Here is a 26,657-nt window from a genome sequence, read left to right as displayed (position 1 = left end):
AACGGAACTGGTGCTGAATCCCCGGCAGCGCCACGATGGCCTCATGACCGACGTCTCCTCCTCCGCCCCGCCCTCCACGAGGGACGCCCTCCTGCTGTGGGGCGCGATCGCGGTCACCGTCCTGCTCTGGGCGTCGGCCTTCGTCGGCATCCGCGCCACGACGGAGGACTTCGGCCCGGGCGCGCTGACCCTCGGCCGCATCGTGGTCGGGTCGCTCGCGCTCACGGTCGTCCGCGTCGTCCTCACCGCCCGGAGGCGACGCTCGGAGGCGGCTCCGGATCCGCGCACGGCGGTCCCGCGCGGGCGCCTCCTCCTGCTCGTGCTGGGCTGGGGGGTCGCCTGGTTCGGGGTCTACAACCTGGCGTTGAACGCTGCGGAGCGGCACGTCGACGCGGGGACGGCGGCGCTGCTGGTGAACATCGCGCCGATGATCACCGCCGTGCTCGCCGGGCTGCTGCTGGGGGAGGGGTTCCCCCGCCGTCTCCTCGCCGGGATGCTCGTGGCGCTGACCGGCGTCGCGGTGATCGCGTTCTCCACCTCCACCGGGCAGTTCGACGTGATCGGCGTCGCCCTCGGCCTGGTCGCCGCCGTCGTCTACGGCAGCGCGGCGACCCTGCAGAAGCGCCTGCTGGGACGGATCGACGCACCGACGATGACCTGGCTCGGCTGCCTCGCCGGCACGGTCGCGTGCCTGCCCTTCGCCCCGGAGCTCGTCGAGGCGCTCGCCGCCGCTCCGCTCTCCTCGATCCTGGCCGTGGTCTACCTCGGGATCTTCCCGACTGCCGTCGCCTTCACGACGTGGGGGTACGTCCTCGCGCGCTCCAGCGCGGGTCGCACCGCGGCGTCCACCTACGCGGTGCCCGCGGTGGTCGTGCTGCTGTCCTGGCTCGTCCTGGGCGAGACCCCGCCGCTCGCCGCGCTGCTCGGAGGCGCGCTCGCCCTGGCCGGAGTCGCGGTGGCGACGCTGCGGAGGCGCCCGAAGGCGGTCTGACCGGCGGCGGATGCTCCTCCACAGCCGCCCGATCGCGTCGAGTCCTCGGACGAGGCGGCTCGCGGGGATCCCGCGGGAGGGCCCGGGATATGCTGGGCGGACGTTCATCCCAGTCGGCGCCGAGCGCCAGGAACGGTGAGGATCCCGATGACCGAGGCCCTGCAGCCGCCCGTCCAGAACGCCCTCTCGCTCACGCCTCCGGAGCCGGTGGCAGCGGTGCCGACCACCTCGGCGCCGTCGATCGCGCCGAAGGTGCCGGAAGCCGCCCTGCCCGGCCTCGAGGCGAAGGTCGACGGCTACCTCGACACGCTCCTGGCGACGGAGTCCCGCAGCCCCGAGTTCGCGACGCGGGCCAACGACATCCGCACGATGGGCGACGCCGACATCCGCTCGGCCGCCGACTCGTCGAACCGGCTGCTGAGCACGCCGGTGCGCGCCCTCCAGGAGGGCGGGCTCTCCGAGGGGTCGACCATCGGCAAGACGCTGCTCGAGCTGCGCCGCACGGTGGAGGATCTGGACCCGTCCGAGGACAACCTGCAGAAGAAGATCCTGGGCTTCATCCCGTTCGGCAACAAGATCACCGACTACTTCCGCCGCTACGAGAGCGCCCAGTCGCACCTGAACGCGATCATCCAGGCCCTGTACGACGGGCAGGACGAGCTGCGGAAGGACAACGCGGCCCTGAATCTCGAGAAGCAGAACCTCTGGGAGACGATGACCCGTCTCAACGAGTACATCTACGTCGCCGAGCGGCTCGACGTGAAGCTCTCGGCGAAGATCGCCGAGCTCGACGCAACCGATCCGGAGCGGGCGAAGGCGCTGCGCGAGGACGTCCTCTTCTACGCGCGCCAGAAGCACCAGGACCTGCTGACCCAGCTGGCCGTGTCGATCCAGGGCTACCTCGCGATCGACGTCGTCATCAAGAACAACGTCGAGCTGATCAAGGGCGTCGACCGCGCGACGACCACGACCGTCTCGGCGCTGCGCACGGCGGTCATCGTGGCGCAGGCGCTCGCCAACCAGCGCCTCGTGCTCGATCAGATCACGGCGCTGAACACCACGACGTCCAACATGATCGAGGCCACCTCGCGCATGCTCGCCGACCAGTCCGCCTCGATCCAGTCGCAGGCCGCCTCGGCCACGGTCGGACTGCCGCAGCTGCAGGCCGCGTTCGCGAACATCTACCAGACGATGGACTCGATCTCGGACTTCAAGATCAAGGCGCTCGACAGCATGGCCCAGACCGTCGGAGTCCTGCAGACCGAGACGGCGAAGGCCGGCGAGTACGTCGAGCGGGCCCGCCGCAGCAACTCGGACATCGACGCGACGTCCTCGCTCGATCTCGGCCGCTAGCCGATGGGCTGGTTCTCCCGACTGTTCACGGGTGCCCCCGCGGCGCCGGAGGAGACCGCGCCCGCTCTGCCGAGCGTCCCGACGAGCGAGGACATCCTCGCGGCGCTCGACCGGGTCGGCACGCGGACGGAGGGCCGGGTGCCCGGCATCGTCGCGGCGCGCATCCAGCGGATCGACGAGACGGTCCGCGAGATGGTGCCCCGTCTCGACCGCCTCGGCGGGATGAGCCGGCAGGGCCACACCGTCGTCGCGACCGCGACCAGCTACCTCCCCGAGGCGGTGGAGGGCTACCTCCGCCTGCCGAGGGACTTCGCCGACCGCCGCGCCGTGCACAGGGGGAAGACCTCGCTGATGATCCTCTGCGACCAGCTCGACCTCCTCGGAGGCACGCTCGACCGCATCTCGGACGCCGTCTCGCGGCAGGACGCCTCGGCGCTGATCGCGCACGGGCAGTTCCTGGCCGAGAAGTTCACGGAGTCCTCGCTCTCCCCGAGCGGTCTCGACGCGCCTCCGCAGCCGGGAGCGCCGTCCGGATCCGGCTCGCTGACCCCGCCGAGCGCCTCGTGACCGCGCTCGCCCCGGCGCTGGACGCCCTCGTGCTCGCGGGGACGGCCGCCGGCCTCGACGCCGCGGCCGTCCGCGACGAGGGTGCGCGGCTGGCCGCCGCCGTCGCCGAGTCGATCCGCGGCGCCGGGCAGGACTGGCTCGCCGCGACCGGCGCGACGGGCGGTCTGGAGGCGTTCTTCACCGCCGCCTCGAGCGGCCGGCGCTGGCGGTCGGGGCCGACCGATCAGCTGGCCGCCCTGGTCGGCGCGGGCTCTCACCACTCCTCCGCCTACGCCCGCGCCCTGACCGAGGTCGTCTCGGCGGCCAGCGCTCTCGGCGACCCGGGCATCGGCGGCATCGCCTCCGCCTCCGCGACCGCCGCGGCCCAGCTCTCCGCCGTCCCGGGCGCCCGGGGCGCCGCTCCGACGACGAGCGGAGGAGTACCGCACACGACCGGCCGGACGCCGGACGGTGCCGCGAGCGCCGACCTGCCGACCGGTCTGCCCGCCGGCGTGCCCGGGGTCGACGAGATCCTCGAGCGCCTCCGCCGGACCGAGCACGACGGTCCGCAGGACGAGCCGGCGCCCGCCGCCGCTCCCGCCGCGGAGCCCGCCTCCGAGCCGGAGCCGCTCGACCCGCCGGAGTCCATCGACGACCTGCTCGCCGAGCTCGACGCGCTGATCGGCCTCGACCGGGTGAAGAGCGAGATCAAGCGGCAGACGCAGCTGCTCCGGATCGACACCCTGCGCCAGGCCGCCGGACTCAGCACGCCCACGCTCACCCGCCACCTCGTCTTCACGGGGAACCCCGGCACGGGCAAGACGACGGTGGCGCGGCTGGTCTCGCGGATCTACCGCTCGCTCGGCATCCTCTCGAAGGGCGTGCTCGTCGAGGTCGACCGATCGGAGCTGGTGGCCGGCTACCTCGGGCAGACCGCGACGAAGACCGCGGAGGTGATCGCCTCCGCGCGCGGCGGCGTCCTCTTCATCGACGAGGCCTACGCGCTCGCGCTCGACCAGTACGGCGCGGAGGCGGTCACCACCCTCGTGAAGGACATGGAGGACCACCGCGGCGACCTCGTCGTGATCGTCGCCGGCTACTCCGGGCCGATGCAGGGCTTCCTCGACACGAACCCGGGACTCGCCAGCCGCTTCTCGACCACGATCGACTTCGCCGACTACTCCGACGACGAGCTCTCGGCGATCTTCGGCCGCCTCGCCGCCTCCGCGGACTTCGAGCCGACGGAGGAGGCGCTCGCCGCGTTCGCGGGCCTCGCCTCGGCGCAGCAGCGCACGGAGGCGTTCGGCAACGGGCGCTGGGTCCGCAACGTCCTCGACGCGGCGATCGCCCGGCACGCCTGGCGCCTCCGCGACGTGGAGGAGCCGACGCTCGACGAGCTGCGCATCCTGCTCCCCGAGGACGTGGTGGAGAGCCCCGAAGCCTCGAGCAGCCCGGACGGAGCCGGCGACGACGACGAGGGCGCGGTCGACGGCTCTGAGGAGGCCTTCGGGCAGGCGGACGCCGCCCCGAGCGGCACGGCCGTCCCCGTCACCGACGACCCCGAGGAGGAGAGCCGTTGAGCACCGCACCCGCCGCGCCGCCCGCGCAGAGGATCCCCGAGCCGCCCCTCGTCCAGGTCGCCAACCGGCCGGCGCAGCGGAAGCCGTCGCTGCTGGCCCGCGCGACCGCGACCACTCCGGCCACCCTGCGCCTCCTGCTCGCCCTGACGGCGCTGGCGGCCGTGCTGTTCGGCGTGTTCGCGCAGCAGGCAGGAGCGATGCAGGCGCGCGCCGCGACGACGGCCCGGGAGCAGTCGGCGCAGCTGCTCGGCGTGCAGAACGTCCGCACGCTGCTGGTGGACGCCAACGCGATCGCGGCCAACACCTTCCTCGTCGGCGGACTGGAGCCGACCGAGCTGCGGGCGTCGTACGTCTCGAGCCTCACCGGCGCCGCCTCCGCGATCGCGGGGCTCTCGGCCGCCGACTCGGCGGACACCCGGGCCCTCGCCCGGGTCGCCAGCAGCATCACGACCTACAGCGGGCTGATCGAGCAGGCGCGAGCCAACAACCGGCAGGGCTTCCCCGTTGCCTCGGCGTACCTCGACCAGGCGTCGACTGCCCTCTCGGGAGACGGCGGCATCCTCGAGGACCTCGACGGGCTCGTCGACTCCGGTGCCGACCGGGTCGCGGCCGCCTACGACGCCGTCCGCTGGAGCGTCCTGCTCATGATCGGCTCGCTCGTGATGCTGGTCCTCCTCCTGGCGGCGCAGCTCTGGCTCGCCCGCCGTACGCACCGCTACCTCAACCGCCCGCTCGCCACGGGGACCGCCCTCCTGCTGGTCGTCGGCGTCGGCGGGGCGCTCGCCTACGGATCGGTCGCGGCGGACGCGGGGACGGCGCGGGTCGAGTCCTACCGCGAGGCGCTCACCGTGTCGAACGCGCTCATCGCCGCGAGCGACGCCAAGTCGCTCGAGAGCTTCACGCTGATCAAGCGCGGCTCCGGCGCCGCCCTCGAGGAGCGCTACACCCAGGCCGTCGACTCCGCCCGGGAGAAGCTCTCGGGCGACCTGCAGGACGAGCTGGCGAGGACACGGCTCGTCGACGAGTTCGGGCAGTGGCAGTCGTTCCACGAGGAGATCCGGCAGGCGGACGACGCCGGGAACTGGGACCAGGCCGTCCGCGTCGCCACGATCACCGGGAACGGCACGCCGAACGACCTCTTCACCACCTTCTCCGACGACGCCCGCGACGTGGTGCAGGAGAAGGCACTGGCCGCCGCCACCACGCTCGACAGAGGTGCGGAGTTCGCGACCCTCGTCTCGTGGATCCTGCTGGCGGCCGGTCTCGCCGGAGCCGTGTTCGCCTGGCGCGGCATCGCCCAGCGACTGGAGGAGTACCGATGAACCGCCTGCGCGCCGCCGCCCTCGCCCTGGCCACCGCCGCGGCTCTCGCCCTCACCGGCTGCACGACGGGGGCGGACGACCTCGGCACGCCCCTCGCCGCGGCGACCCCGACTCCGACGGCGAGCGCGTCCGCTCCCGCCGCTCCTGCCGCGGCGGACTGCTCGCCCTCGGCGGTCACCTCCTACGCGCCGACCGGCGTGACCGACAGCACCAGGCTCGCGGAGATCCGCGGGCGCGGGACCCTGCGCGTCGGCGTCTCGGCCGACACCCTCCTGATGAGCGCCCGCAACCCGATCACGGGGGCGATCGAGGGCTTCGACGTCGACATCGCCCGCGAGGTCGCCCGGGCGATCCTCGGCAGCGACTCCATCGACTACGTCGTGATCACCTCCGCTCAGCGCCTCCCCGCGCTCACCGGCGGCGACGGCGCCCCGCAGGTCGACATGGTGGCTCGCACCCTCACGATGACCTGCGATCGCTGGAGCTCGATCGCCTTCTCGTCCGAGTACTACGACGCCGGCCTCAAGGTGCTCGTCTCCGACGACCCCGACGGCGTCCCGATCACGGGCATCGGCGACCTCGACGGCGAGAGGGTCTGCGCGCCCAGCGGCACCACGACGCTCAGCCGCCTGCAGAACGACTACCCGGAGGTCGAGGCCGTCGAGGCCGCCACGCACTCGCAGTGCCTCGCCCTCTTCCAGGCAGGAGAGGTCGACGCCATCGCGGGCGACGACACGATCCTCGCGGGCTTCGTGGCGCAGGACCCTTACGCGAAGGTCGTCGGCGACGCCCTGAGCTCGGAGCCCTACGGCCTCGGCCTGCCCGCCGACGACCCCGACTTCGTGCGCTTCGTCAACGCCTCGCTCGAGAGCATCCGCAGCGACGGCCGCTGGCAGAGCATCTACGAGCGCTGGCTCGGGGTCCTCGGCGAGGCCTCGCCGCCGGCCCCGGTGTACGGCCGATGAGCACCGGTCTCGCGGAGGGGACCCCCGTCGCTCCGGGCCGGCTGGGGGAGGCCGCGCCGCAGCGCGAGCTCTTCGAGTACCTCGCCGCTCTCACCCGCTGGCTCCAGCGGACCACGCGCGAGCTCTCGCGGCTGGACGCCGCCGCGCTGGCGTCGCCGCAGGCCGAGAACTACACGGCCGACGTGGTGCTCGCCCAGTCGCTCCGCGAGTCCGTCACCCGGCGCCTCGCCGAGCTCGAGGCGGTCTGGGACTCCGGCCGCGTCGACGTCGTGGCGCGCGAGCGGATGTCGCAGCTGATCTGGGGCCGTCTCGACGCCTCCGGGAGCGGCGCGGTCTCGCTGGTGGAGGCGGTGCGCCTCTGCGACGCGGTCGTCGGCCAGCTGCGCTCCCGGCTCGAGCTCGACCCCAGCGGCACCGACGTCGCCGGGCGGATCGTGGGGGTGCGCGCCGAGATCGAGCGCTGCCGCGACCTCACCCGTGACGGCGGCGGCACGGTCGACCGCGAGCGGGCGGAGCGGGTCGCCGTGCTGCGCTCCCGCCTCGACGCGCTCGCCGAGCGGGCGGGTCGGGGAGCCGACGTGTCGGGGCCGCTCGGCCAGCTCGAGAGCGACTCCGCCCGGCTCGAGCGCGACCTGATCATCGCCGCGTCCGAGCGGCGCGGACTCGAGCGCGACCGCCGTCGGGCGCGCGAGCTGGCGGAGGCGGCCGAGCGCCGCGAGGCGCCGCTGCGCGAGCTCGTGGCCCGCTGCCGCCGCGAGATCGCCGACCCGCCGCGGCTGGCCGTGCCCGACGTCTCCCGGCTGGGCGATCCTCCGTCCGACCGCGAGGCGCTCGACGCGCACCTCGCCCGGCTCACCGCCGTCGGCCGCGCGTTCGACGCGGTCGAGGCCGCCTACACCTCGCCGCTGCGCGAACGGGCCGCCCTCGGCTTCCGCCTCCGGGCGCTGCGGGAGCGTGCCGAGGGCAACGGCCGCGCTGCCACCGCCGTCGGCGTCGCGGCCGAGGAGGAGGTGCGCGCAGCCCTCGACACGGTGCCGTGCTCCGTCCCGCTCGCCCGCCACCTGGTCGAGCAGTACGACGTCGTCACCCGCGACCTCCCGCACCCCGACCCCGCGCACCACCGGAAGGCCACCCCATGAACGGCGCCCCCTGCACCGCGACTCCCGGCTGCACCGGGACGATCGAGGACGGCTACTGCAACGTCTGCGGCCTCCCGCCCGAGGAGGGCGCCGCCGCCTCCACGCCGACCGCGCGCCGCGCCGCTCCGGCCTCCCCGCCGGCCACCGCCTCCGCCGCCTTCGGCACCGGCTTCGTCGAGGGCACCCCCGGCGCCACGGCACCCGGGCCCGCGGAGGAGTCGGCCACCGCGCGCAGCACGCGCACCTCCTCCGCCCGCCTCGCCACCGCCGCCCTCGGCTCCGCCCGCACGGCGCAGACCGGCTCGAAGGTCACCCGCCGCGTCGGCACCACCTCGACCCGACTGCGCGGCCCGAGGCTCGGCGCCGGGCTCACCACCGTCCCGTCCCGCCCGGCCGCCGACCCGATGGCCGCTCTGATGACCGAGGCGGTCCTCCCCGAGCGCAAGCGCTTCTGCTCGCACTGCGGCACCGCCGTCGGCCGCGGGCGCGACGGTCGGCCCGGCCGCACCGAGGGGTTCTGCCCCAACTGCCGCACGCCGTTCTCGTTCACACCGCAGCTGGTGAAGGGCGACGTGGTCGGCGGCCAGTACGAGGTCGTCGGCTGCCTGGCCTACGGCGGCCTCGGCTGGATCTACCTCGCGCGCGACCGGAACGTCTCGGGGCGCTGGGTGGTGCTCAAGGGCCTGCTCAACTCCGGCGACCCCGATGCGTACGCGGCGGCCGTCACCGAGCGCCGATTCCTGGCCGAGGTCGAGCACCCGCTGATCGTCGAGATCTACAACTTCGTCCTGCACGACGGCGCCGGCTACATCGTGATGGAGTACGTCGGCGGGCCGAGCCTCAAGCAGATCCTGAAGGAGCGGCTGGACGCCAACGGCGGCGCCGCGGATCCGCTGCCGGTGGACCAGGCGCTCGCCTTCGTGCTCGAGGTCATGCCCGCCTTCGCCTACCTGCACGACCACGGCCTGCTCTACTGCGACTTCAAGCCGGACAACATGATCCAGGTGGGCGACCAGGTCAAGCTGATCGACCTCGGCGGAGTGCGCCGGATCGACGACGAGGACTCCGCCATCTACGGCACCGTCGGCTACCAGGCTCCGGAGGTCGCCGACCTCGGTCCCTCGGTCGCCTCCGACGTCTACACGATCGGCCGAACGCTGGCCTCGCTGGTGCTCGACTTCCGCGGCAACCAGACGACCTTCGTCGCCTCGCTGCCGCCCGTGTCGGAGACGCCGCTGTTCCAGCGCTACGACTCCTTCTACCGCCTGATCGCGAAGGCATGCGCTCCCGACCCGCAGGACCGCTTCGCCACGGTGGACGAGATGCGCGGCCAGCTGCTCGGAGTGCTGCGCGAGGTCGTCGCGACCGACCGCGGTCCCGGACACCCCGCGCTGCACTCGACGGAGTCGGCCCTGTTCGAGGCGCCCGTGGCCGACGTGGTCGACCGCGTCCCGCCGTGGGACGCGCTGCCGGCGCTCCGCCGCGACGAGTCCGATCCCGCCCGGTCGTGGCTCGCGGGCGTGAACGTCGCCGACCCGATCGTGCGCCTGCGCGCTCTCGCGCTCGCGCCCACCGTGACGGTCGAGGTGCGGCTCGCCCGCGCCCGGGCGGCGATCGAGGCGCAGCGCTGGGAGGAGGCGGCCCGCGCGACGGGCGAGATCCTCACGGAGGACCCGTGGGAGTGGCGGGCGGTCTGGATGAGCGGTCTCGCGCAGCTCGCGCGCGGCGACGACATCGGGGCCCGCGCCTCCTTCAACACCGTCTACGGGCAGGTCCCCGGCGAGCTCGCCCCGAAGCTCGCGCTCGCCGCGGCGTGCGAGGCGAGCGGTGAGCCCGAGGTCGCCGAGTCCCTCTACGTGATCTGCGCCCGCGCCGACGCGAACTACACGGCACCCGCCGCCTTCGGTCTCGCGCGGGTGCGGCAGCTGCGCTCCGACCTCGACGGGGCGCTCGACGCGCTCGACATCGTCGCGCCCACGCGCTCCTCCTACTCCGACGCGCGCCGCCGCCGGGCGGAGCTGCTGGCGGAGTCGGGCCGCGGGCTGCCCGCGCTCTCGGCCGCCCTCGCGAGCGTCGACTCCGTGTCGATCGATCAGCGGACCCGCCTCGAGCTCACGACTCAGGTCCTCGCCTCCGCCCTCGAGCTGGTGCGGCGCGACGGCCCGGCCGAGGGAGCGACCCTCGGCGGGGTCGAGGCGAACGAGGCCGCCATCCGCGACGGCCTCGAGGCCTCCTACCGCGCGCTCGCCGCCTCCACTCGCGAGCGCGACGAGCGCCTGCGCCTCGTCGACCGGGCCAACGAGGTCCGACGCTGGACGCTGACATGAGCGGCGCGCTGTCGACTCCCTGCCCGAACTGCGGCGAGCCGGTCACGACCGGCGACGCCTTCTGCGAGGCCTGCGGGACGCCGCTGATCGTCGCGGCCGCCCCCTCCGCTCCGCCCGTCGCCGTAGGAGGATCTGCCACCTGCGTCTACTGCGGGGGAGCGGTCGCCGAGGACGGCTACTGCGAGCAGTGCGGACGCCCCGCTCCGACCGAGCGCGAGCACTGGGCCGAAGCGCCGCACCCGCTGGTCGGCGGCGTCTGCGACCGCGGGCTCCGGCACCCGGCCAACGAGGACGCGATGGCGCTCGGGGCGGTCATTGGCGCCGACGGCTCTCTGAGGACGGCGCTGCTCGTGGTCTGCGACGGGGTCTCCTCGACCCCCGACTCCGACAAGGCGTCGCTCGCCGCGGCCCGTGCGGCACTCAGTGCGCTGCAGGCCGAGGTCGGCGGGGAGAGCGCGGGAGCGGACCGCTGGCGCGCGCTGCTGCAGATGGCCACCGCGCGCGCCTCCGGAGCGATCGACGCGGCCGTGCCCGAGAAGCGGTCGAATCCGCCCTCGTGCACCTTCACCGCGGCGGTGCTGGACGGCGCGCTGCTCGTCACGGGCAACGTGGGCGACAGCCGCAGCTACTGGATGCCGGACGCGGGCGAGCCGCGGCAGCTCACGGTCGACGATTCGTGGGCGCAGGAGCAGATCGCCTCGGGAGTGCCGCGGGAGCAGGCCGAGACGGCGCCCGACGCTCACGCCATCACCCGCTGGCTCGGCGCCGACGCGCACGACGAGGAGCCGCGGGTCGCCTCCGAGGAGCTGACCGAGCCGGGCTGGGTGCTGGTCTGCTCCGACGGGCTCTGGAACTACGCGTCCGCCGCCGAGGACCTCGCGCGCGTGCTGCGCGAGGCGCAGGAGAGGGTGGGCGCGGATCCGGTCACGCTCGCGGAGGCGCTGGTCGCCTGGGCGAACGAGCGCGGCGGGCACGACAACATCACGGCCGCGCTGGCGCGGTTCGACCCGGCGGGTGCGGCGGAGACTGCGGCTGAAGCGTCCGCTGCCGAGGTGAACGGTGAGGAGACCGGTACAGCCGAGCAGGATGCTGCCGACTCCGGTGCCGATCCCGATGGTGCGGAGCCGGACACCGCGGAGCCGGACGCTGCCGGCGCCGGCGCCGCCGACCTCGGCGCTGCGGGCCCGAGCGCGGCCGACCCCGCCGCCTCGAGCCCCGATTCGGCGACGCCCTCGCCCGACGCCTCCCGTCCCACCGACTGAGCGCGCCGATCCGTCCAGACCACCCCTCCACCGCTGGACGGATCGGCACCCCCGCGGCCGTGATCACGCCCCTACAGTCGTCGCCATGAGCATCGCCGAGCCCGCCACCGCCCTGTCCGTCGTCGGCCACTGGATCGACGGGGCTCCCTCGGCCTCCTCGTCCGGCCGCACCGCTCCCGTCTACGACCCGGCGCTGGGAGTCGCGACCAAGGAGGTCGCGCTCGCCGACTCCGCCGAGGTGGACGCCGCCGTCGCCTCCGCGAAGGCCGCCTTCCCCGCCTGGCGCGACACGTCGCTCGCGAAGCGGCAGCAGATCGTCTTCCGCTTCCGCGAGCTCCTCGAGGCGAAGAAGCAGGAGCTCGCCGAGCTGATCACGTCGGAGCACGGCAAGGTCGTCTCGGACGCGCTCGGCGAGATCACTCGCGGCCAGGAGGTCGTGGAGTTCGCGACCGGGCTCGCGCACCACCTCAAGGGCGAGTACTCGGAGCAGGTCTCCACGGGCGTCGACGTCTACTCGACCAAGCAGCCGCTGGGCGTGGTCGGGATCATCTCCCCCTTCAACTTCCCGGCGATGGTGCCGATGTGGTTCTTCCCCATCGCCATCGCCGCCGGCAACACCGTCGTGGTGAAGCCCTCCGAGAAGGACCCGTCCCCGGCGATCTGGCTCGGCGCCCTCTGGAAGGAGGCCGGCCTTCCCGACGGCGTCTACACGGTGCTCAACGGCGACAAGCAGGCCGTCGACGGGCTGCTCGAGCACTCCGACGTGCGCTCGATCTCGTTCGTCGGCTCCACCCCGATCGCGCAGTACGTCTACGAGACGGGCACGAAGCACGGCAAGCGGGTGCAGGCGCTGGGCGGGGCGAAGAACCACATGCTGGTGCTCCCCGACGCGGACCTGGACCTCGTCGCCGACTCCGCCATCAACGCCGGCTTCGGCTCGGCGGGGGAGCGGTGCATGGCGATCTCGGTCGTCGTCGCGGTCGAGCCCGTCGCCGACGAGCTCATCACCAGGATCCAGGACAGGGCGTCGAAGCTGCGCATCGGCGACGGCCGCCGTGGCTGCGACATGGGCCCGTTGATCACCGAGGCGCACCGCGACAAGGTCGCCTCCTACATCGCGATCGCGGAGGAGGACGGCGCGGAGGTCGTCATCGACGGCCGCGGCATCGAGGTGGACGGCGACGCGAACGGGTTCTGGCTCGGCCCGACCCTGCTCGACAAAGTCCCCACCACCTCCCGCGCCTACACGGAGGAGATCTTCGGCCCGGTGCTCTCCATCGTCCGCGTCGCCTCCTACGAGGAGGGCGTCGCGCTGATCAACAACGGCGCGTTCGGCAACGGCACGGCCATCTTCACCAACGACGGAGGAGCGGCCCGTCGCTTCCAGAACGAGGTCGAGGTCGGCATGATCGGCATCAACGTCCCCATCCCCGTCCCCGTCGCCACGTTCTCCTTCGGCGGCTGGAAGGCGTCCCTCTTCGGCGACACCAAGGCCCACGGAGCAGAAGGCGTCCGCTTCTTCACCCAGCAGAAGGCCATCACCAGCCGCTGGCTCGACCCCTCCCACGGCGGCATCAACCTCGGGTTCCCGCAGAATTCATAGGCTCTCTCCTCCTGGCGTCGTCGATCGCCCGCAGTCGGCCTGGGAGGGTGGTCGCGTCTCGCAGAGCGTCCTGCGTTCCGCGCACGTCGATCCGCTGAGACGCGGATCGCCGGTTGCGCTCCGCGGCGCTCGTGAGGCTCTCTCCTCCTGGCGTCGTCGATCGCCCGCAGTCGCGGCGCTGGTGAGCCTCTCTCCTCCTTCGTCGTCGATCGCCCGCAGTCGGCGTGGGAGGGTGGTTCCGTTTTCGAGGGCGTCGAACGTTCCGCGCACGACGATCCGCTGGAACGCGGATCGCCGGTTGCGCTCCGCGCCGGCGGGACGCGCTCGGTCGACCGGAGAGGCTCCTGAGCACCGCCGAGCGCAACCGTCGATCCGCGTGTGAGCGGATCGTCGTGCGCGGTACGCGACCCGCTCTGCGGAACGCGACCAACCTCCCCGGCCGACCGCGGCCGATCGACGACGCAGGAGGAGAGAGGCTCTTGAGCACCGCGCAACCGGCGATCCGCGTGGGAGCGGATCGTCGTGCGCGGTACGCGACCCGCTCTTCCCATCGTCCCCACCTTCTGAGGCCGACCGCGGCCGACCGACGACGAAGGAGGAGAGAGGCTATGAGTGCAGCCGCAGCGCCGTCCAGAGCTCGGTGCGGGCGGAGACGTCGTCGAGGTCGAGGCCGAGGGCGCGCTCGACGGCGGTGATGCGGTTGCGGAGGGTGTGACGGTGCACGCCGAGGTCGCGGGCGGCGGGCTCCCAGGCGCCGTTGCGGCGGAGCCAGACGCGGGCGCTCTCGAGCAGCACGGCTCCCTCGGGGGTCAGCAGCGGTGAGAGCATCCGGCGGGCGAGCGGTGCTGCTCCGGCGGCGGCGAGAAGCCCGATCATCCCCTCGGCGGCGACGTCCTCGAAGCGGACCACCGTCCTGTCTCCTGTCCGCTCGGCGGCGCGCCGCGCCTCCTCGAGGCCCCGGTCCAGGTCGGACCAGCCGATCGGGGCGGAGGCGCCGGCGCTCGCGCCGTGCCGCTCCAGCACGGCGGTCAGCGGCCCGAGTCCGTCGGCGGCGGCCACGGCGACGAGCGAGCCGTCCCTCTCGGCGAAGAACAGGCGCGCGCCGTCCTCCTCCGCCACGACCTCCAGCTCGTCGAGGAGCGAGTCGCCGTGCACGGGCGTGCTCAGCACGACCACCCGCACGGGCTCGGCGGGCAGCGGGCTCCCCAGGCGCCGTGCGGTGCTCTCGGCGACGTCGAAGGCTCCCGCGGCCAGCAGCTCGAGCAGTCCGGAGCGCAGCTGCCGGCGGGAGGAGTCCAGCGCGCGCCGCTGCTCCAGCGCGATGCTCGCCAGGGCTATGACGCTCGCGACGAGGTCGCTGCCCGCCGGGTCCAGGGGCGTGCCGGTGCCCACGGCGAGCACCCCGCGCAGGTGGTCGCGGCGCCCGATCGTCTGCAGCGTCACTCCGCCGCCGTCGTCGAGTCGGAGTCCCGCTCGGCTGCCGCGGGTCAGGGCGTGCCTCGCGGCCGCGGCGACCGCCTCCTCCGCCGGCACGTCGAGCCGGGTGGGCAGGTGCACCCTCTGCCCGGCGGCGTCGTAGAGGGCGACCCAGCAGTCCAGCTGCCGCTCCAGCTCGGTGAGGATCGCCGCGAGCCCGTCCGGCCGCAGCGCCGCGCGGGCGACCCGCCGCTGCGCCTCGAGCGACCATTCCAGCCGCTCGCGCTGCTCCCGCGAGATCACGTCGGCGACGAAGCGGATGATCCCCATGAACGGAGTCAGGTCCGCCACCTCCAGCAGCGGCAGGCCCTGGCGCTCGCACGCCGTGACGAGAGCGGCGGGCACCTCGTCGTGCACGATGCGGGTGGCGAAGCCGAGCGCGCGGATGCCGCGGCCGCGCAGCCGGGCGACGTACTCCTCCGAGAACTCGGCGCTGTCGTGCCCGGTGAAGTGGACGCCGTCGGTCAGCAGCAGCTGGCCCGACTCGAGCCAGGGCGTCGGATCGACGAGGTCCGAGGAGTGCGCCCACACCAGAGGGGCGTCGAGGTCGGCCTCGTCGTGGACGCCGGCGAGCACGCGGAGGCGGAAGGCCGGTTCGGCCAGCAGATCGCGGACGGTCGCGGGCATGCGCGGCTCCCTTCGACGTTCCGTCCATTGTAGGGTCCGCGGATCGACGGATCCGCACGCCCGCTTCCGAGGTGCGCGCGGCACGATGGGGAGCATGACGTCCTCGACCGCCCCCACCGTCCGCGACAACGCCTCGGTCACCGCCGCCGACCGGTCCCGCGTGTTCCACTCCTGGTCGGCGCAGGGCGCGCTGAACCCGCTGCCGATCGCGGGCGGTCTCGGCGCCGAGGTCTGGGACGTCGACGGCACCCGCTACCTCGACTTCTCGAGCCAGCTCGTCAACGTCACCATCGGCTACCAGCACCCGAAGGTCGTCGCCGCGATCCAGGAGCAGGCGGGCGTCCTCACCACCGTCGGCCCCGCCTACGCGAACGAGACCCGCGCCGAGGCGGCCCGCCTGATCACCGAGCGGGCGCCCGAGGGCATGGAGAAGGTCTTCTTCACCAACGGCGGCGCGGACGCGAACGAGAACGCGATCCGCATGGCGCGGCTGTTCACCGGCCGCGACAAGGTCGTCTCGCTGTACCGCTCGTACCACGGCAACACGGGAGCGGCGATCGTCTCGACCGGCGACTGGCGCCGCATCCCGAACGAGTACTCCCGCGGGCACGTGCACGCCTTCGGGCCCTACCTGTACCGCAGCGAGTTCTGGGCCGAGACCCTCGAGCAGGAGTGCGAGCGCGCCCTCCACCACCTCGAGCGCGTCGTGCAGGCGGAGGGGCCGGAGTCGATCGCCGCGTTCCTCCTCGAGACCATCCCCGGCACCGCCGGCGTGCTCACCCCGCCGCCCGGCTACCTCGCGGGTGTGCGCGAGATCGCCGACCGGTACGGCATCCAGCTGATCCTCGACGAGGTCATGGCGGGCTTCGGCCGCACGGGGGAGTGGTTCGCCTTCGACGCCTTCGACGTGCGCCCCGATCTGATCACCTTCGCGAAGGGCGTCAACTCGGGCTACGTCCCGATCGGCGGCGTCGTCATCTCGGATCCGATCGCCCACCACTTCGACGAGCGCGTCTTCCCCGGCGGTCTCACCTACTCGGGCCACCCGCTCGCCGCGGCCAGCGTCGTCGCGACGCTCGAGGCGATGGAGGAGGAGGGGATCGTCGACAACGCGCGCACCATCGGCTCGGAGCACCTGGCCCCCGGCCTGGCGGCGCTCGAGGCGAAGCACGACCTGATCGGCGAGGTCCGGGGCTCCGGAGTGTTCTGGGCCCTGGAGCTGGTCACCGACCGGGCCGCGCGCACCCCGCTGCCGGCGGCCTCCGTCGCCCGCCTCAAGACCGACCTGCTGTCTCACGGTCTCCTGCCCTTCACCGCCGACAACCGGATCCACGTGGTCCCGCCGGCCGTCATCACCCCCGCTGAGGTCGCCCGCGGCCTCGGCATCCTCGACGACGCCCTCACCGCCTTCAGCGGCTGACCGCACTCCGTTCCGCAGGCGGCGGCGTCCTCGCGAGGCGTGTCCGGGGATCCGCGTTCCAGCGGATCCCCGTCGCCGTGCGCCTGCCGCTCTTCGGGACCCGGCCGCGCGCTCGGGCCGACTGCGGGACGCCGCGCGGGGAGCGGCGTCCTCGCGAGGCGTATCCGGGGATCCGCGTTCCAGCGGATCCGCGTCGTCGTGCGCGTCCCGCTCCTCGGGACCCGGCAGCGCGCTGGAGCCGACTGCGGGACGCCGCGCGGGGAGCGGCGTTCTCGCGAGGCGTATCCGGGGATCCGCGTTCCAGCGGATCCGCGTCGTCGTGCGCGTCCCGCTCCTCGGGACCCGGCAGCGCGCTGGAGCCGACTGCGGGACGCCGCGCGGGGAGCGGCGTTCTCGCGAGGCGTATCCGGGGATCCGCGTTCCAGCGGATCCGCGTCGCCGTGCGCGTCCCGCTCCTCGGGACCCGGCCGCGCGCTCGGGCCGACTGCGGGACGCCGCGCGGGGAGCGGCGTCCTAACCAGCGGCGTCCTCGCGAGGCGTATCCGGGGATCCGCGTTCCAGCGGATCCGCGTCGCCGTGCGCGACCCGCTCCTCGGGACCCGGCCCCGCGCTGGAGCCGACTGCGGGACGCCGCGCGGGGAGCGGCGTCCTAACCAGCACTGTGCAAGGCGAACGCCGTCACGAACCCGAGGACCGCGTACAGCCCGGTGAGCACGTCGTCGCGGTCGAACGCCTCGGGGATCATCGTGTTCGAGATCATGGCGAGGATCGCGCCGGCGGCGACGGTCGTCACGAAGGCCACGACCGCGCCCGGTGCGGTGGCGAAGACCAGGAAGCCGACCAGCGCCGCGGCGGCCGAGATCGCGGCGATTCCGCCCCAGACGGTGAAGACGTAGCGGGCGGAGCGGCCGTCGGCTTTCATGCCGACGGTCGAGGACAGGCCCTCGGGGAGGTTCGAGATCGCGACCGCGGCGACGATGGGCACGCTGATCGCCGCTCCCGCTCCGCCCTGGGCGACTGAGAGGCCGAGCACGATCGATTCGGGGACCCCGTCGATCAGGGCGCCGGCCGCGATGGCCGCGCCTCCTCCTCCGCCCGACCCCTTCGCGCTCTTGCGGTTCCCCGCGCCGGCGCGGGTGAGCAGCGCGTCCGCGCCGACGAAGACGACGGCTCCCGCGAGCGTGCCGAGGATCGTCGGGAGCAGTCCTCCGTCGTCCGCCGCCTCCTGCACGAGCTCGTAGGCGAGCGCCGAGATCAGCACCCCTGCTCCGAACGCGGAGATCGCGGCGGTGAGCTTCGGGGGCACGCGCACGAACCAGGCGAGCGCGGCGCCGATCAGGAGGGTGGCGCCGCCGATGGCGCCGCTGGCGAGGGCGAGGGTCCAGGGAGGCACGGCTCCACCCTGGCACCGGCGGTGTCCGGCCGCGGCGGGCTTGACGGGGGCGCTCCGGCGGCGCTCGACCCGCCTCCGCCCGCCCCGACAGCTGTCGTGCAGGCGTCGGGCCGCGATGCCCGGCCGATCCTCGGCGATGGAGGGCCGCTCGGGCCGGGCGTCCCCGTAAACTGCCGGAATGGCGGAGTTCAGCGCGAGTGTTTTCCAGAACGAGTTCCTCTCGGACGGCGCCACCGACGTGCACGCCATCGTCACGGTGACCGCGTCCGGCACGGGGGTCGCCGGGTCCGACGGGGCCGCGGCCGAGATCATCATCGTCGACTGCTCCGGATCGATGACCGGCGAGAACATGACGGCCGCGAAGCGCGCCGCCGCCGTGGCCGTCGACCAGATCCTGGACGGCACCTTCTTCGCCGTCGTGGCCGGATCCGAGCGCGCCGACCGCGCCTTCCCGTACCCCAACGCCACCGTCTCGATGGTGCGGATGGAGCCGGGGGCGCGGGCCGCGGCGAAGGAGGCGATCGGCTACCTCCAGGCCGACGGCGGCACCGCGATGGGCACCTGGCTGACCCTCGCCCGCCAGCTGTTCGCGACCGTGCCGGAGGCGACGCAGAGGCACGCGATCCTCCTCACCGACGGCAAGAACGAGCACGAGTCGCGGATGCAGCTGGACGCGGCGATCCGCGCGGCGTCGGGCGACTTCCAGTGCGACGTGCGCGGCGTCGGCTCCCGCTGGATCGTCGAGGAGGCGCGCACCATCGCGAGCGCCCTGCTGGGCACCGTGGGCCTGATCGCGAACCCGGCCGACATGGCTGCCGACTTCGAGTCGCTGATGCGGGCGTCGATGGGCCGGGGAGTCGCCAACGGCGAGCTCCGCGTCTGGACTCCGCAGGGCGCGCAGCTGCTCTTCGTCCGCCAGGTCGCTCCGAACCTCGAGGACCTCAGCTCCCGGCGGAACGCCGTGAACCCGCTCACCGGCGCCTACCCGACCGGCGCCTGGGGCGACGAGTCGCGGGAGTACCACGTGGCGGTCCGGGTCGCGTCGAAGCCGGTCGGCTCGGAGCAGCTCGCCGCGCGGGTGCAGCTCAGCGTGCGCGACGAGGTGGTCGCCTCCGCCCTGGTGAAGGCGCGCTGGACGGACGACTCCGCCCTGACCGCCCGCATCGACCCCGCCGTCGCCCACTACACCGGCCAGACCGAGCTCGCCTCCGCGATCCAGGATGGGCTCGCGGCCAAGGCGCGGGGCGACGAGGCGACCGCCACGGTCAAGCTCGGGCGGGCGGTGCAGCTCGCCTCCGTCACCGGGAACGACGAGGCGACCGCGAAGCTGCGGAAGGTCGTCGAGATCGACAACCCGAACGAGGGCACCGTGCGGCTCAAGCGCGGCGTGGACCGCCTCGACGAGATGGCGCTGGACACCGCGTCGACCAAGACCACGCGGGTGCGCAAGTGAGCTTCCGCTGCCCCGAGGGGCACACCTCGCAGTCCGGGGACTACTGCGACGTCTGCGGGGCGCCCATCGGTGCCGCTGCGGCCCCGTCGCCCGCTCCCGCCGCGCCGACCACCGCGATCCCGACCGGCCCCTCGGTCTGCCCGCACTGCTCGTTCCCGAACGAGCCCGGCGCCCTGTTCTGCGAGAACTGCGGCTACGACTTCACGACCGGCTCCCTCCCCGAGGCCGATCCGTTCACCTCCTCCGGCGCCGTCCGCGCTCCGGGCGAGGTCGGCGGCTCCGCGACGCCGTCGGGGGACCCGGCCCAGCACCTGGGCGAGGCGCCCGCGCCGCAGGCCGATCCCGCGGCTCCGACCGAGCTGGTCCCGGAGCAGGAGGCCGGCTTCGACACCCCCGTCGCGACCGCGCCGCCCGCCGCTCCGCCGACCGAGGTGATCCCGGAGGCCCCTGCACCCGAGGCCGCAGCCCCCGACCCGGCACCCGGGGCCTCAGCGTCGGAGGAGGAGGCTGCGTCCGCGCCGGCCACCGGCTCCGCCCGCCCCGCCGCCGCCTCCGCGGACCCGGACCGCCCGTGGATCGCCGAGCTCTGGGTCGACCCGGAGTGGTACGCCGAGCAGCGCGCCGACGACCCCATGCCCTCGCCCGGCCCGCCCGCGACCGTCGTCCTCCGCGAGCGCACCCTGCTCGTCGGCCGCCCGTCCGTTTCCCGCGGCATCTCGCCGCAGGTGGACTGCGGCTCCGACTCCGGTGTCTCGCGGCGCCACTGCCAGCTGAGCACCGACGGCTACCGCTGGTGGGTCGAGGATCTGCAGTCGGCGAACGGCACGTACCTCGCCCCGGCCGGGGCGCCGCTCCCGCAGTCGCCGATCGCCGCCGGGCAGCGCCGCGAGGTCGAGGAGGGCGACCGGATCTACGTGGGCGCCTGGACGCGGATCGTGCTCCGTCCCGCGTTCCCCGGCGAGGCCTAGGGCCCCGCGCCCGGTCGGTCAGCGACCGGCGAGCGCTCCGAGCATCCACGACAGCGCCGCGATCGCGCCGACGCCGACCACGCTCGAGCCGATGATCACGGAGCGCCGGATCCGTGCCGCGCGCGAGTCCGAGGCGGTCGGCGGGCCCGAAGCCGAGCCCGTCGTCATCCCGCCGCGGAGCCGGTGCGCGACCTCGTCGGCGGTCGGCCGCTTCTCCGGGTCCCTCTGTGTCATCGAGGTCAGCAGCGCCCGCCACTCCGCCGGCAGGGTGTCGGGCACGGAGGGGCTGCGGTGGAGGCGGGCGATCGCCGCCTCGAGGACGGTGCCCGAGTACTCCCGGTGTCCGGTGATCGCCTCGAGGAGGACCAGGCCGAGGGAGAAGACGTCGCTCGCTCCGCTGATCGGCTCGCCCGCGACCTGCTCCGGGCTGACGAAGCTCGCGGTGCCGATCACGACGCCGTCGCTGGTGAGGCGGGAGCCGTCCATGAAGTGGGCCACGCCGAAGTCGGTGAGCTTGGCGGTGCGGGCGTAGCCGCTGGAGGCGACCTCGCTGACCAGGATGTTCGCGGGCTTCACGTCGCGGTGCACGACGCCGCGCTCGTGCAGGTAGGCCAGGGCCTCGGCGAGCTGCGTGCCGATCGCCGCGACCTCCGCCGCCGGGAGGGGGCCGGACTCGAGCCGCGCCTCCATCGTGGGGTCGGCGACGAGCTCCATCACGACGTAGCGGCGGACCTCGCCGCCGAAGTTGTGCAGCCCCGCGTCGAAGAGGTTGACGATGCCGGGGTGGGCGAAGGAGCTCAGCATCCGCACCTCGCGCTCCTGGCGGGCCACGTCCTCGGGGTTCGAGGCCTCCGCGCGGAACACCTTCACGGCGACCTCGCGCTGCACGGTCTCGTCGCGGGCCCGGTAGACCGAGCCCATCCCGCCGGAGCCGATGCGCTCGATCAGGTAGTAGCGGCCGGCCACCTTCTGCTGGGCGGCGTTCGCGGCGACGGTACTCATGGCGATCCCGCCTTCCGCTCGAACGGTGCGCTCCGGAGCGCACGAGGTGGGCGCCTGCGACGACGGTACCGCGGGGCGGCGCCGGCCGGGTCGGCGGAACGGGGGGATTGACACTCCCGGCCCCGGACGGGGGGACGAATGGCCGCTCAGCGCACCGATCCGCACCCCCGGCCGCGGGGTCAGCGGAGGCCGCTGCGCGCGAAGCCCTGCACGAAGTAGCGCTGGAACACCAGGAACAGCACCACCATCGGCACGACGTTCACCAGGGCGAACGCCATGGTCGCTCCGTAGTCGCTGCCGAACTGCCCCTGGAGGAAGAGCAGCCCGATCGGGAGCGTGAACAGCGCGTTCTCCTTCAGGGCGATGAGCGGCCAGGCGAAGTCGTTCCAGGAGCCGAGCAGCGACATGAAGAAGAGCACGGCGATGAGCGGCTTCGAGAGGGGGAGGACGATGGCCGTGAACACGCGGAAGTGCCCGGCGCCGTCGATCCGGGCCGCCTCGATCAGGTCCCGCGGGATCGCGAGGATGAACTGCCGCGCCAGGAACAGCCCGAACGCCGAGGCCGCCGTCGGCAGGATCACCGCCCAGTAGCTCCCGTAGAGGCCGAGGTCGGTGACGAGCCGGAACAGCGCCACCATGATCACCTGCACGGGCAGGGTGAGCGTCGACAGGGCCAGGAGGAAGAGCACTCCGGATCCGCGGAACCGCAGCTGCGCGAAGGCGTAGCCGCCGAGCAGGTTGATCGTCACGGTGATCAGCGCGGTGACCAGGCTGATCGCGAGGGAGTTGCCGAACCAGGTCGCCACGGGGAACGACGAGAACACCCGCTCGAAGTTCACCAGCGTCAGCTCGCGCGGCCAGAGGCGGAGGGTGCCGCCGAGCAGCTCGGACCGCGAGGAGAACGCGACGACGACCATCCAGTACAGCGGGAAGACGATGACCACCGAGACGGCGAGGGCGAGGGCGAGGCGGAGCAGGCGCGAGGTGCGCGACGTGCGGATCATTCGACGAGGTCCCTCGAGCGGTTGGTGCGCCACTGCACCGCGGTGAAGATCATGGTCAGGATCAGCAGCACGATGCCGATGGCCGCGGCGTAGCCCTGGTCGCGGGTGACGAAACCGGTGTCGTAGGCGTAGGTCACGAGCACCGAGGTCGCGTTCTGCGGTCCGCCGCCGGTGAGCACGAAGACGATGTCGAACACCTGGAACGAGTAGATGACGTTGAGGATGAGCAGGAAGAACGACGACGGGCCGACCAGCGGCAGCGTCACGTGGCGGAACTGCTGCCACGCGTTCGCTCCGTCGAGCCGGGCCGCCTCGTAGAGCGCCGGGTTCACCCCCTGCAGCCCCGCCAGGTAGATCAGCATGTTGAAGCCGGTGCGCCACCACAGGGTGACGAGCACCACGGAGGCGAAGGCCGCCGCTCCGCCCGACTGCCAGGCGATGCGGGGGAGGCCGATCGTCTGGAGCATGCCGTCGAGCACGCCGCTGTTCTCGTCGAAGATCAGCACGCCCATCAGCGCCGTCGCCACTCCGGAGACCGCCATCGGCAGGATGAGGATGCTGCGGAACACCGGCCGCGCGGGCAGCACCGAGTTCATCAGCACCGCCGCGCCGAGGCCCAGCGCCATCGAGAGCGGGGTCACGATCAGGGTGAACAGCGCCGTGTTCAACGTCGAGCGCCAGAAGAGGCCGTCGCCGAGCAGCCGCGCGTAGTTGTCGAGTCCGACGAAGACGCCGTCGCCGAAGCCGTTCGTGCGCTGGAAGCCGATCAGGAACGCGCCGCCCAGGGGGACGAACACGAACAGGCCGAGCATCAGCAGGTTCGGCGCGAGGAACGCGTAGGCGGCCGCCGTCTCGCGGGCGGGGGCGCGGGAGGTGCGCCGGGGGCGGGCGGTCACCGCCTCCGGCGCGAGGACCGACCGGCTCACTTCGTCGCGGCCGCGATGCCGGAGGTGAGGCCGGCGATGGTGTCCTCGGTGCTGCGCCCGCCGACGAAGGCCTGCTCCAGCTGCTCCTTGAGCACCGTGATGATCGCGGCCATGTCGGGCGAGGCGACCTGCGCCGAGTCGGACGCCTGGACGGTGCCCGCCTGGCCGAGGAACACCTCGGCGAGCTCGGGGCGCACGGCGAACTCGATGCCCGACTCCGTGAGGTCGCGACGGGTGGGGAGGAGGGAGGCGCCGGCGCAGAAGTCGCGCATCGCCTCCTCCTCCGTCACGAACGCGAGGAAGGAGGCGGCCAGCTCCGGGTTCTTCGCGGCCTTGGTCGCGACGAGGGCGTTGCCGCCGAAGTCGCCGCCTCCGCGCACGTTGCGCGGGGAGTAGGTGGCGCCCCACTCGAAGTCGAGGGTGGAGTCGGCGTCGGGGATGAGGAACGCGCCGGCGAAGGTCATCGCGGTGGTCTGCGAGTACCAGAGGTCGCTGGCGTAGGTGGTCGCCTGCACAGAGCTGCTTGGCGGCACGAGGCCGTCGGTGAAGAAGCTGCGGCTGAAGTCGATCGCGGCGCGGCCGGCGGCGGAGTCGATCGCGGGCCCGGACAGGTCCTCGGTGAGGAAACGGCCGTCGGCCTGGAAGAGCAGGCTGAGCCAGCGCGTGACGCCGTTGCCCTGCCAGTTGTAGGCGAAGGGGTAGCGCTCGGCGGGGAGCGAGGCGCGCAGCTTCCGCCCGACCTCGGTGAACTCCTCCCAGGTCCACGCCTCCTCGGGCGAGGCGGGGAAGGAGGTGACGCCCGCGTCGGCCAGCACCTGCGTGTTGTAGAGGATCAGCGAGGTGTCGGTGTGGTGGGGGACGCCGAAGGGGCTCCCGCCGCTCTGCACTGCGGCCCAGGCCGGATCGGTGAACCGCTCGGCGACGTCGGAGTCGAGGAAGCCCGACAGGTCCAGGAGCTGGTCGCGGCCGGCGTAGCTGCCGAACGTGTAGTACGGGACCCGGAAGACGTCCGGCGGGTTCCCCGCCTGCAGCTGCGCGTCGATGTTGGTGAACATCTGCTCGTACGGGACCGCGTTGAGGCTCACGGTGGCGCCGGCGTTCGCCGTCTGGAACGCGTCGATCGCGCGCTGGAAGCCGGCCAGCTCGGCGTCGGTGCCCCAGGTGGTGAAGGTGAGGGTGTCGCTGCCGGCGCTCGCCGCGGGGCCCGCGGGGGCGAAGCCGCAGCCGGAGAGGACCGGGACGGAGGCGGCGACGCCGAGCGCTCCGAGGAAGCGGCGGCGGTCGAGGACCGCGCGTCCGAGCTGCGAGAGGTCGAGAGCCCCCGCGGGGAGCCCCTTGCTGGTCAGGCCCATGACGGCCTCCTTCCGGGGGCCAGCGGCAGGCTCCCGGGGGCAGGCTATTCCGGCAGGGCCGCGGGAATCGCGGCTGGACGGATCGGCCGATCCATGAGAGGAGCGGCCGATCCGCGCGGCGGGCGTTCAGCCGCGGCGGCCGAGCATCCCCTCGAACGAGCCGTCGAGCGCCCACGGGTCGGGCGTGGAGCCCGAGCGGGAGGAGCGGGCGGCTTGATCGGCCAGCTCGCGTCCGGCGCGCTCGATGCGCGAGGGCAGCGCCCGTCCGTCCTCGGTCGCGCCGCCCCAGTCGTCCGTCGCCGCGAACACGGTGGTCGCGAGGGGCGCCGCGTGCAGGTAGGTGAAGAGCGGGCGCATCGCGTAGTCGACGGCCAGGGAGTGGCGGGGGGACCCGCCCGTGGCCGCCAGCAGCACGGGCAGACCGCGCAGCGCCTCGGTGTCGAGTACGTCGACGAACGACTTGAAGAGCCCGCTGTAGCTGGTGGTGAAGATCGGCGTCACGGCGATCAGGCCGTCGGCGCCGGCGACCGCGTCGAGCGCGGTCTGCAGTGCGGGGCTCGCGAAGCCGGTGAGGAGGTTGTTCGTGACGTCGTGCGCGAGGTCGCGCAGCTCCACGACGCTCCGCTCGACGGCGAAGCCCTGCTCGGTGAGGGAGGACTCGGCGGCGTCGGCCAGGCGGTCGGCGAGCAGCCGGGTCGAGGACGGCTGGCTGAGGCCGGCCGAGAGGACGGTGATCCTGCGGGTGTCCATGGAGAGCTCCTGACTAGACGGTGACGGGCTCGGCCGCGGGCTGCGCGTCGCGCGCGGCCACGAGGGAGGCGTGGGTGGGGGCGTCGGGCACGTGCGAGGGGCGGCCCTCGGCGAAGCCGGCGCGGAGGGCGGGGAGGATCTCGCCGAGCATGTCCATCTGCTCCAGGACGGTCTTCAGCGGGAGTCCCGCGTGGTCCATCAGGAAGAGCTGGCGCTGGTAGTCGCCGACGTACTCGCGGAAGCCGAGGGTGCGGTCGATGATCTGCTGCGGGGAGCCGACGGTGAGCGGGGTCTGCTCCGTGAAGTCCTCGAGCGAGGGGCCGTGGCCGTAGACGGGGGCGTTGTCGAAGTAGGGGCGGAACTGCGAGACCGCGTCCTGCGAGTTCTTCGCCAGGAAGATCTGCCCGCCGAGGCCGACGATCGCCTGGTCGGCGGTCCCGTGGCCGTAGTGCTCGAAGCGCTGGCGGTAGAGCTGCACCATCTTCTGGGTGTGCGAGGCGGGCCAGAAGATGTGGTTCGCGAAGAAGCCGTCGCCGTAGTAGGCGGCCTGCTCGGCGATCTGCGGGGAGCGGATCGATCCGTGCCACACGAACGGCGCGACACCGTCGAGGGGGCGCGGGGTCGACTGGAAGCCCTGGAGGGGGGTGCGGAACTGGCCCTCCCAGTCGACGAAGTCCTCGGTCCACAGGCGGTGCAGCAGGTCGTAGTTCTCGATCGTCAGCTCGATGCCGCGGCGGATGTCCTTGCCGAACCACGGGTAGACGGGGCCGGTGTTGCCGCGGCCGAGCATCAGGTCGACGCGGCCGCCGGCGAGGTGCTGGAGCATCGCGTAGTCCTCGGCGAGCTTCACGGGGTCGTTCGTGGTGATGAGGGCCATCGCGGTGGAGAGCGTGATCCTCTCGGTCTTCGCCGCGAGGTAGCCGAGCGTGGTGGTGGGGGAGGAGGACCAGAACGGCGGATTGTGGTGCTCGCCCAGGGCGAAGACGTCGAGGCCGATCTCCTCCGCCTTCAGCGCGATCGCGAGGGTCGCCTGGATCTTCTCGGACTCGGACGGGGTCCGTCCGGTCGTGGGGTCGGTCGTGATGTCGCTGACCGTGAAGATGCCGAACTGCATCAGGCGCTCCTTCTGTCCTCCGGCCCGGTGGGGCCTGGTCCATGCGTTTGCATGTACATCCTCATTCAACCACGTGCGGCCGGA

General features: G+C 73.4%; 21 protein-coding genes. 13 read left to right on the top strand and 8 right to left on the bottom strand.

Annotation, left to right across the window (positions count from 1 at the left end):
• Window positions 1-43: 43 nt before the first annotated feature.
• From C5C35_RS05800 to C5C35_RS05755, 10 genes are all read left to right on the top strand, one after another.
• Window positions 44-991: a DMT family transporter gene (locus C5C35_RS05800; protein ID WP_104249861.1), complete on the top strand. Its 948-nt coding sequence runs from the start codon at window positions 44-46 to the stop codon at window positions 989-991.
• Window positions 992-1,138: 147 nt separating this feature from the next.
• Window positions 1,139-2,344 carry a toxic anion resistance protein gene (locus tag C5C35_RS05795; RefSeq protein WP_104223833.1) on the top strand — a complete coding sequence of 402 codons (1,206 nt, stop codon included), beginning with the start codon at window positions 1,139-1,141 and terminating at the stop codon, window positions 2,342-2,344.
• Between the two features lie 3 nt (window positions 2,345-2,347).
• Entirely contained in the window at window positions 2,348-2,911 is a 564-nt protein-coding gene (locus tag C5C35_RS05790; RefSeq protein ID WP_104223834.1) for a hypothetical protein, read from the top strand.
• On the top strand, window positions 2,908-4,470 hold the full coding sequence (locus tag C5C35_RS05785; RefSeq protein WP_258066325.1) for an AAA family ATPase: 1,563 nt from the start codon (window positions 2,908-2,910) through the stop codon (window positions 4,468-4,470). Before C5C35_RS05790 ends, C5C35_RS05785 begins: the two co-directional genes overlap by 4 nt.
• Window positions 4,467-5,792, top strand: coding sequence for a hypothetical protein (locus C5C35_RS05780; RefSeq protein ID WP_104262736.1), 1,326 nt, complete (start codon window positions 4,467-4,469; stop codon window positions 5,790-5,792). Before C5C35_RS05785 ends, C5C35_RS05780 begins: the two co-directional genes overlap by 4 nt.
• On the top strand, window positions 5,789-6,757 hold the full coding sequence (locus C5C35_RS05775; RefSeq protein WP_104233136.1) for a glutamate ABC transporter substrate-binding protein: 969 nt from the start codon (window positions 5,789-5,791) through the stop codon (window positions 6,755-6,757). Before C5C35_RS05780 ends, C5C35_RS05775 begins: the two co-directional genes overlap by 4 nt.
• Window positions 6,754-7,896: a hypothetical protein gene (locus C5C35_RS05770; RefSeq protein ID WP_104226189.1), complete on the top strand. Its 1,143-nt coding sequence runs from the start codon at window positions 6,754-6,756 to the stop codon at window positions 7,894-7,896. The genes C5C35_RS05775 and C5C35_RS05770 overlap by 4 nt, the downstream gene beginning before the upstream one ends.
• Window positions 7,893-10,223 carry a serine/threonine-protein kinase gene (locus C5C35_RS05765; protein WP_104223838.1) on the top strand — a complete coding sequence of 777 codons (2,331 nt, stop codon included), beginning with the start codon at window positions 7,893-7,895 and terminating at the stop codon, window positions 10,221-10,223. Before C5C35_RS05770 ends, C5C35_RS05765 begins: the two co-directional genes overlap by 4 nt.
• A complete protein-coding gene (locus tag C5C35_RS05760; protein WP_104262735.1) occupies window positions 10,220-11,485 on the top strand; it encodes a PP2C family serine/threonine-protein phosphatase in 1,266 nt (421 codons plus the stop codon). Before C5C35_RS05765 ends, C5C35_RS05760 begins: the two co-directional genes overlap by 4 nt.
• An 85-nt stretch (window positions 11,486-11,570) precedes the next feature.
• Window positions 11,571-13,088, top strand: coding sequence for a CoA-acylating methylmalonate-semialdehyde dehydrogenase (locus C5C35_RS05755; RefSeq protein ID WP_104262734.1), 1,518 nt, complete (start codon window positions 11,571-11,573; stop codon window positions 13,086-13,088).
• Between the two features lie 606 nt (window positions 13,089-13,694).
• Here the strand turns inward: C5C35_RS05755 and C5C35_RS05750 are convergent.
• Window positions 13,695-15,191, bottom strand: coding sequence for a PucR family transcriptional regulator (locus C5C35_RS05750; protein ID WP_181134138.1), 1,497 nt, complete (start codon window positions 15,189-15,191; stop codon window positions 13,695-13,697).
• A gap of 94 nt (window positions 15,192-15,285) precedes the next feature.
• Between C5C35_RS05750 and C5C35_RS05745 the strand changes: the two genes are divergently transcribed.
• Window positions 15,286-16,611, top strand: coding sequence for an aspartate aminotransferase family protein (locus C5C35_RS05745; protein ID WP_104262732.1), 1,326 nt, complete (start codon window positions 15,286-15,288; stop codon window positions 16,609-16,611).
• Window positions 16,612-17,260: 649 nt separating this feature from the next.
• On the opposite strand, the gene C5C35_RS05740 is transcribed toward C5C35_RS05745, so the two are convergent.
• A complete protein-coding gene (locus tag C5C35_RS05740) occupies window positions 17,261-18,004 on the bottom strand; it encodes a ZIP family metal transporter (RefSeq protein ID WP_104223842.1) in 744 nt (247 codons plus the stop codon).
• Between the two features lie 178 nt (window positions 18,005-18,182).
• On the opposite strand from C5C35_RS05740, the gene C5C35_RS05735 reads away from it, so the two are divergent.
• Both C5C35_RS05735 and C5C35_RS05730 read left to right on the top strand, forming a co-directional pair.
• Entirely contained in the window at window positions 18,183-19,457 is a 1,275-nt protein-coding gene (locus tag C5C35_RS05735) for a VWA domain-containing protein (protein WP_104238603.1), read from the top strand.
• A complete protein-coding gene (locus tag C5C35_RS05730) occupies window positions 19,454-20,425 on the top strand; it encodes an FHA domain-containing protein (protein WP_104258100.1) in 972 nt (323 codons plus the stop codon). The genes C5C35_RS05735 and C5C35_RS05730 overlap by 4 nt, the downstream gene beginning before the upstream one ends.
• Window positions 20,426-20,443: 18 nt before the next feature.
• Here C5C35_RS05730 and C5C35_RS05725 read toward each other — a convergent pair whose 3' ends face one another.
• From C5C35_RS05725 to C5C35_RS05700, 6 genes are all read right to left on the bottom strand, one after another.
• On the bottom strand, window positions 20,444-21,427 hold the full coding sequence (locus tag C5C35_RS05725) for a serine/threonine-protein kinase (RefSeq protein ID WP_104258101.1): 984 nt from the start codon (window positions 21,425-21,427) through the stop codon (window positions 20,444-20,446).
• A gap of 179 nt (window positions 21,428-21,606) precedes the next feature.
• Window positions 21,607-22,431 carry a carbohydrate ABC transporter permease gene (locus C5C35_RS05720; RefSeq protein ID WP_104233145.1) on the bottom strand — a complete coding sequence of 275 codons (825 nt, stop codon included), beginning with the start codon at window positions 22,429-22,431 and terminating at the stop codon, window positions 21,607-21,609.
• Window positions 22,428-23,357 (bottom strand): carbohydrate ABC transporter permease, encoded by a 930-nt coding sequence (locus C5C35_RS05715; RefSeq protein WP_258063347.1) that lies wholly within the window; start codon window positions 23,355-23,357, stop codon window positions 22,428-22,430. The genes C5C35_RS05720 and C5C35_RS05715 overlap by 4 nt, the downstream gene beginning before the upstream one ends.
• Entirely contained in the window at window positions 23,354-24,709 is a 1,356-nt protein-coding gene (locus tag C5C35_RS05710; RefSeq protein ID WP_104258102.1) for a sugar ABC transporter substrate-binding protein, read from the bottom strand. The genes C5C35_RS05715 and C5C35_RS05710 overlap by 4 nt, the downstream gene beginning before the upstream one ends.
• Window positions 24,710-24,835: 126 nt before the next feature.
• The gene (locus C5C35_RS05705; protein WP_104249848.1) at window positions 24,836-25,459 is read right to left on the bottom strand and encodes an FMN reductase; all 624 of its coding nucleotides are present in this window, start codon (window positions 25,457-25,459) and stop codon (window positions 24,836-24,838) included.
• A gap of 13 nt (window positions 25,460-25,472) precedes the next feature.
• Window positions 25,473-26,573 (bottom strand): LLM class flavin-dependent oxidoreductase, encoded by a 1,101-nt coding sequence (locus C5C35_RS05700; protein ID WP_104223849.1) that lies wholly within the window; start codon window positions 26,571-26,573, stop codon window positions 25,473-25,475.
• Between the last annotated feature and the right edge of the window lie 84 nt (window positions 26,574-26,657).

Origin of the sequence: Rathayibacter sp. AY1F8, assembly GCF_002932165.1 — a bacterium.
Lineage (GTDB): Bacteria > Actinomycetota > Actinomycetes > Actinomycetales > Microbacteriaceae > Rathayibacter.
This window is presented reverse-complemented; position numbering and strand designations above follow the sequence as displayed.

What these genes read in the sequence shown, in the direction of transcription:
- C5C35_RS05735 (WP_104238603.1), top strand. Translation starts at nt 18,183, where the DNA reads ATGGCGGAGTTCAGCGCGAGTGTTTTCCAGAACGAGTTCCTCTCGGAC.
- C5C35_RS05750 (WP_181134138.1), bottom strand. Translation starts at nt 15,191, where the DNA reads ATGCCCGCGACCGTCCGCGATCTGCTGGCCGAACCGGCCTTCCGCCTC.
- C5C35_RS05795 (WP_104223833.1), top strand. Translation starts at nt 1,139, where the DNA reads ATGACCGAGGCCCTGCAGCCGCCCGTCCAGAACGCCCTCTCGCTCACG.
- C5C35_RS05710 (WP_104258102.1), bottom strand. Translation starts at nt 24,709, where the DNA reads ATGGGCCTGACCAGCAAGGGGCTCCCCGCGGGGGCTCTCGACCTCTCG.
- C5C35_RS05745 (WP_104262732.1), top strand. Translation starts at nt 15,286, where the DNA reads ATGACGTCCTCGACCGCCCCCACCGTCCGCGACAACGCCTCGGTCACC.
- C5C35_RS05760 (WP_104262735.1), top strand. Translation starts at nt 10,220, where the DNA reads ATGAGCGGCGCGCTGTCGACTCCCTGCCCGAACTGCGGCGAGCCGGTC.
- C5C35_RS05755 (WP_104262734.1), top strand. Translation starts at nt 11,571, where the DNA reads ATGAGCATCGCCGAGCCCGCCACCGCCCTGTCCGTCGTCGGCCACTGG.
- C5C35_RS05705 (WP_104249848.1), bottom strand. Translation starts at nt 25,459, where the DNA reads ATGGACACCCGCAGGATCACCGTCCTCTCGGCCGGCCTCAGCCAGCCG.
- C5C35_RS05765 (WP_104223838.1), top strand. Translation starts at nt 7,893, where the DNA reads ATGAACGGCGCCCCCTGCACCGCGACTCCCGGCTGCACCGGGACGATC.
- C5C35_RS05775 (WP_104233136.1), top strand. Translation starts at nt 5,789, where the DNA reads ATGAACCGCCTGCGCGCCGCCGCCCTCGCCCTGGCCACCGCCGCGGCT.
- C5C35_RS05770 (WP_104226189.1), top strand. Translation starts at nt 6,754, where the DNA reads ATGAGCACCGGTCTCGCGGAGGGGACCCCCGTCGCTCCGGGCCGGCTG.
- C5C35_RS05725 (WP_104258101.1), bottom strand. Translation starts at nt 21,427, where the DNA reads ATGAGTACCGTCGCCGCGAACGCCGCCCAGCAGAAGGTGGCCGGCCGC.
- C5C35_RS05700 (WP_104223849.1), bottom strand. Translation starts at nt 26,573, where the DNA reads ATGCAGTTCGGCATCTTCACGGTCAGCGACATCACGACCGACCCCACG.
- C5C35_RS05720 (WP_104233145.1), bottom strand. Translation starts at nt 22,431, where the DNA reads ATGATCCGCACGTCGCGCACCTCGCGCCTGCTCCGCCTCGCCCTCGCC.
- C5C35_RS05800 (WP_104249861.1), top strand. Translation starts at nt 44, where the DNA reads ATGACCGACGTCTCCTCCTCCGCCCCGCCCTCCACGAGGGACGCCCTC.
- C5C35_RS05790 (WP_104223834.1), top strand. Translation starts at nt 2,348, where the DNA reads ATGGGCTGGTTCTCCCGACTGTTCACGGGTGCCCCCGCGGCGCCGGAG.